This window comes from Azonexus sp., from assembly GCF_036170495.1.
Classification (GTDB): Bacteria; Pseudomonadota; Gammaproteobacteria; order Burkholderiales; family Rhodocyclaceae; genus Azonexus.
The window spans coordinates 14,272-19,614 of the sequence record NZ_JAVHPH010000177.1; the positions used below are offsets into that span (position 1 = coordinate 14,272).

The 5,343-nt window shown below is 57.3% G+C and carries 4 protein-coding genes; all 4 read left to right on the forward strand.

Annotated elements, in window-relative coordinates; translation table 11 throughout:
* Positions 1-26: 26 nt before the first annotated feature.
* From nuoF to nuoI, 4 genes are read left to right on the forward strand one after another with little or no spacing between them, the layout of a single operon-like run.
* Positions 27-1,355: an NADH-quinone oxidoreductase subunit NuoF gene (gene nuoF, locus ADADOO_RS05940; protein ID WP_511275843.1), complete on the forward strand. Its 1,329-nt coding sequence runs from the start codon at positions 27-29 to the stop codon at positions 1,353-1,355.
* A gap of 55 nt (positions 1,356-1,410) precedes the next feature.
* On the forward strand, positions 1,411-3,744 hold the full coding sequence (nuoG, locus tag ADADOO_RS05945; protein ID WP_511275845.1) for an NADH-quinone oxidoreductase subunit NuoG: 2,334 nt from the start codon (positions 1,411-1,413) through the stop codon (positions 3,742-3,744).
* The gene (nuoH, locus tag ADADOO_RS05950; protein WP_511275847.1) at positions 3,745-4,794 is read left to right on the forward strand and encodes an NADH-quinone oxidoreductase subunit NuoH; all 1,050 of its coding nucleotides are present in this window, start codon (positions 3,745-3,747) and stop codon (positions 4,792-4,794) included. It abuts the gene before it with no gap.
* Positions 4,795-4,804: 10 nt separating this feature from the next.
* On the forward strand, positions 4,805-5,293 hold the full coding sequence (nuoI, locus tag ADADOO_RS05955; protein WP_511275849.1) for an NADH-quinone oxidoreductase subunit NuoI: 489 nt from the start codon (positions 4,805-4,807) through the stop codon (positions 5,291-5,293).
* Positions 5,294-5,343: the final 50 nt, after the last annotated feature.

Consider the following 5,343-nt stretch of genomic DNA (forward strand, 5'->3'; position numbering starts at 1 on the left):
GACAAGCTGCTTGAGGAGTGCAAATAATGGCCATGCTTGGTTCGATCAACGGCGTCCTGATGGAAGGGCTGGATGGCGACAATACCTGGCGCCTCAAGGATTACGTTGCCCGTGGTGGCTATGCACAGCTGAAGCGCATCCTGGAAAGCAAGATGACCCAGGAAGACGTCATCAGCGAAGTCAAGAAATCCGTGCTGCGCGGCCGTGGCGGCGCCGGTTTTCCGACCGGGCTGAAGTGGTCTTTCATGCCGCGCTCCTTCCCCGGTGACAAGTACGTCGTCTGCAATACCGACGAAGGTGAGCCGGGAACCTTCAAGGACCGCGACATCATGCGTTTCAACCCGCATGCGGTCATCGAAGGGATGGCGATTGCCGCTTACGCGATGGGCGCGAACCGCGGCTACAACTACGTGCACGGCGAAGTCTGGCAAGAATACAAGCGTTTTGAAGAAGCGCTCAATGAAGCTCGGGCTGCCGGCTTCATCGGCCAGAACATTCTCGGCTCCGGTTTCAACTTCGAACTCTTCGCCCACCACGGCTACGGTGCCTATATCTGTGGCGAAGAAACCGCGCTGCTCGAATCGATCGAAGGCAAGAAGGGTCAGCCGCGCTTCAAGCCGCCGTTCCCGGCTTCGTTTGGCCTGTACGGCAAGCCGACGACGATCAACAATACTGAAACCTTCGCTACCATTCCGTTCATTCTGAAGATGGGTGGCGAGGAGTTCCTGAACCTGGGTAAGCCGAACAACGGTGGGACCAAGTTGTTCTCGGTTTCCGGTCACGTCAATCGTCCAGGTAACTACGAGATTCCGCTCGGTACGCCGTTCGCAACCCTGCTCGAAATGTGCGGCGGGATGCGTGGCGGGCGCAAGCTCAAGGCTGTCATCCCCGGTGGCTCGTCGGCTCCCGTCATGCCGGCCGAAGTCATCATGGATTGCACCATGGACTACGACTCGATCAGCAAGGGTGGTTCGATGCTCGGTTCCGGTGCGGTCATCGTCATGGACGAAACGGTCTGCATGGTCAAGGCGCTGGAGCGCCTGTCCTTTTTCTACCATGAAGAGTCCTGCGGCCAATGCACGCCCTGCCGCGAAGGTACGGCCTGGATGTACAAGGTCGTGCATCGTATCGAGAACGGTCTCGGCAAGCCCGAGGATCTCGATCTGCTGAACAGCGTGCTCGGCAACATCGCCGGTCGCACCATCTGTGCGCTCGGCGACGCGGCAGCCTTCCCGGTGCAGAGCTTCATCAAGCACTTCGGCAAGGAATTCGAGTACCACATTGAAAACAAGACCTGTCTGGTGCCCAAGGATGTGCAATGGGCGGGCAGTGGCTTCCACAAGATTCCGGCCTGATGGCTACGGGTTGTAACGATATTAACGACGAAAAGTCAGGCTACAAGGTAGCGACATGCTAGAAATCGAGATCGACGGCAAAAAGGCGCAAGTGCCCGATGGCAGCACGGTGATGGATGCCGCGCAGCAGGTGGGCGTTTACATTCCGCATTTCTGCTACCACAAGAAACTTTCGATTGCCGCCAACTGCCGCATGTGTCTGGTGCAGGTAGAGAAGGCACCGAAGCCGTTGCCAGCCTGCGCAACGCCGGTGACCAACGGCATGAAGGTGTTTACCCACTCCGAACTGGCCGTCAAGGCGCAGAAGGGGGTGATGGAATTCCTGCTCATCAATCACCCGCTGGATTGCCCGATCTGCGACCAGGGTGGCGAGTGCCAGTTGCAGGACATGTCCGTCGGTTACGGCCCGATGAAGAGCCGCTACACCGAAGAAAAACACGTCGTTTTCCACAAGAGTGTCGGTCCGCTGATCTCCATGGAAGAAATGAGCCGCTGCATTCATTGCACCCGTTGCGTTCGTTTCGGTCAGGAAATCGGCGGCATCATGGAACTTGGCATGGCCAACCGCAACATGCATTCCGAGATCATGACCTTCGTCGGTCGTACGGTCGACTCGGAATTGTCGGGCAATATGATCGACCTCTGCCCGGTTGGCGCGCTGACCTCCAAGCCTTTTCGCTACACCGCCCGTTCCTGGGAACTGCAGCGCCGCAAGTCGGTCAGCCCGCATGATTCCGTCGGTGCCAACCTGGTCGTCCAGGTCAAGCACGAGAATGTCATGCGCGTTCTGCCGCGTGAGAACGAAGAAGTTAACGAGTGCTGGATCTCCGACAAGGAGCGTTTCTCCTACCAGGCGCTCAATTCCGAAGAGCGGCTGACCAAGCCGATGGTCAAGCAGGGCGGCGAATGGAAGGAAGTCGACTGGAGTATCGCCCTCGATTATGTCGCCCATGGCCTCAAGGACGTTGCCCGCGAACACGGCGGCGATGCGCTGGCCGCACTGGCTGCTCAAAGTTCGACAGTCGAAGAGCTCTTCCTGCTCGGCAAGGTCATGAAGGGCCTGGGCAGCGGCAATATCGATTTCCGTCCGCGCCAGAGCGACTTCTCCTCCGATTTCAAGCGTGCCGGCACGCCGTGGCTGGGCATGCGCCTGGCCGAAATCAAGGACCTCGATAGTGCCCTGGTGGTCGGCTCCTTCCTGCGCAAGGACCATCCGCTGATCGCTCAGCGCCTGCGCCAGGCCGCCAAGAAATTCACCAAGGTCAGCCTGCTGTCGGTGACCGGAGACGATCAACTGATCAACCTGCATGCCCGCCTGACCGTCGCGCCGGCCCAACTGGCTGGCGCGCTGGCGGCTGTCGTCAAGGCCACGGCCGAGATCAAGGGCGTTGCCGTCCCGCTCGGTGTCGAGTCGGCCGTGGTTTGTGAAACAAGCCAGAAAATCGCCCAGAGCCTGGTCGATGGTGAAAAGCGTGCCGTGTTCCTCGGCAACGTCGCCACCCAATCTGCCGATGCCGCGCAACTGCATGCGCTGGCGCTGGAACTAGGCAAGTTGACTGGCGCCACCGTCGGCTTCCTCGGCGAAGGTGCCAACACGGTGGGTGGGCACGTCGCTTGGGCGCTGCCCTCCGTCGCCAATGCCCGCCAGATGTTCGAACAGCCGCGCAAGGCCTACGTCCTGATGGGCGTCGAGCCGGCATTCGATTGCGCCAATCCGCAACTAGTATTGGGTGCGTTGAAGCAAGCGAGTCTGGTCGTTTACATGTCCGCCTTCAAGCATGTGCCGGCCCTGGAATTCGCCGACGTGATGCTGCCGATAGCGCCTTACACCGAAACCTCGGGCACCTTCGTCAATACCGAAGGCCGTGTCCAGAGCTTCAATGGTGTCGCCAAGGCGCGCGGCGATGCCCGCCCGGCCTGGAAGCTGCTCCGTGTGCTCGGCAACGTGCTGAATCTCGACGGTTTCGGTTACCACTCCAGCGAAGAAATTCGCGACGAAGTGCTGGGCAAGAATGTTGAGTTCGTTACCGGCCTCGACAACGGTCTGAAGGATGTCAGCATTGCTCTGTCGGCTTCCAGTACTGATGGCCTTCAGCGAATTGCCGACGTGCCGATCAACTTTGCCGATCCGATGGCACGTCGTGCGCCGGCTCTGCAGCAGACTGCCGATGCAGTTGTTCCGACTGCTCGCATGCACGAGCAAACCCTGGCTCAGCTTGGTGTTGCCGATGGCGCGCAAGTTCGCGTCAAGCAAGGTTCAGGTGAGGCAATCCTGCTTGCCAAGAGCGATAACAATGTTCCTGCCGGTTGTGCTCGCATCTCGGCGGCGCATGCAAGCACAGCGATGCTAGGCGACATGTTCGGCTCGATCTTCGTGGAGCGTGCATAAATGGACGCAATGATGAATTTTGGACTTGGAATTTTCGGTGGCGCTTGGCCTGCAGTCTGGACACTCCTAAAAATCGTCCTGATCGTTGCTCCGCTGATGCTTGGCGTTGCGTATTTGACCTATTTTGAACGCAAGGTCATCGGTTACATGCAGGTTCGTATCGGTCCTAACCGGGTCGGTCCGTGGGGCCTGATTCAGCCGATTGCCGATGGCCTGAAGCTGCTGCTGAAGGAAATTATTGTACCGACCACAGCTAACAAAGGCATTTTCATTATTGCCCCGATGTTGGCGATTGCTCCGGCGCTGGCTGCCTGGGCTGTGATTCCATTCACTGATTCCCTGGTTGTTGCCAATATTGATGCGAGCCTGCTCTACATCATGGCGATTACCTCCATGGGTGTGTACGGGGTTATTTTGTCCGGTTGGGCATCCAACTCCAAATACGCTTTCCTTGGTGCCATGCGCTCAGCCGCCCAAATGGTTTCTTACGAAATCTCGATGGGTTTCTCACTGATCTGCGTACTGATGGTGTCGAATAGCTTGAATCTGGTCGATATCGTCAATGTCCAGGATCACGGGCGTTTCGCTGGTTGGGGCCTGAGTTTCCTTTCGTGGAATTGGTTGCCCTTGTTTCCGATGTTCATCGTCTACCTGATTTCGGGTACCGCTGAATTAAACCGTGCGCCGTTTGACGTAGCTGAAGGTGAGTCTGAAATCGTTGCGGGTTTCCACGTTGAATATTCCGGGATGGCGTTTGCGCTCTTCTTCTTGGCTGAATACGCCAACATGATCTTGGTTTCTGCGCTGACATCCCTCCTGTTCCTAGGCGGTTGGCTGTCGCCGGTTGCCTTCCTGCCGGATGGCATTCTCTGGCTGTTCGCCAAGATGTCGGCGATCCTCTTCCTGTTCCTGTGGTTCCGGGCGACTTTCCCGCGCTACCGCTATGACCAGTTGATGCGCCTTGGATGGAAGGTTTTCTTGCCGATCTGCTTGATCTGGCTGGTTGTTGTCGGCATCTGGATGATGTCGCCGCTGAATATCTGGAAGTGAGGAGAGACTCATGGGTTCGATGAAGGAAATCTTCAACAGCCTCTTCCTCAAGGAATTGTTGAAGGGGATGTCGGTGACGGGCAAGTATTTTTTTGCCCGCAAGATCACCGTCCAGTATCCGGAAGAAAAGACACCGCAGAGTTTCCGTTTCCGCGGCCTGCATGCCCTGCGCCGCTATCCGAATGGCGAGGAGCGTTGTATTGCCTGCAAGCTTTGCGAAGCAATTTGTCCGGCGCTGGCGATTACTATCGAGGCTGAACCGCGCGATGACGGTTCCCGGCGCACTACACGTTACGACATTGATCTGACCAAATGCATTTTTTGCGGTTTCTGTGAAGAGGCTTGTCCGGTCGATGCAGTGGTCGAAACGCGAGTTTTCGAATACCACGGCGAAAAGCGCGGTGATTTGTATTACACCAAGCAGATGTTGCTGGCCAACGGCGACCGCTACGAAGATCAAATCGCGAAGGATCGCGAACTTGATGCTTCTTACCGATAACAGGGGCTAGCAATGGATTTTCAAACTGCGGTTTTCTTTTTCCTGTCAGC

Bases quoted from the DNA above. Each gene is read 5' to 3' on its own strand.
- nuoG (WP_511275845.1), top strand. From the start codon at position 1,411: ATGCTAGAAATCGAGATCGACGGCAAAAAGGCGCAAGTGCCCGATGGC.
- nuoH (WP_511275847.1), top strand. From the start codon at position 3,745: ATGGACGCAATGATGAATTTTGGACTTGGAATTTTCGGTGGCGCTTGG.
- nuoF (WP_511275843.1), top strand. From the start codon at position 27: ATGGCCATGCTTGGTTCGATCAACGGCGTCCTGATGGAAGGGCTGGAT.
- nuoI (WP_511275849.1), top strand. From the start codon at position 4,805: ATGGGTTCGATGAAGGAAATCTTCAACAGCCTCTTCCTCAAGGAATTG.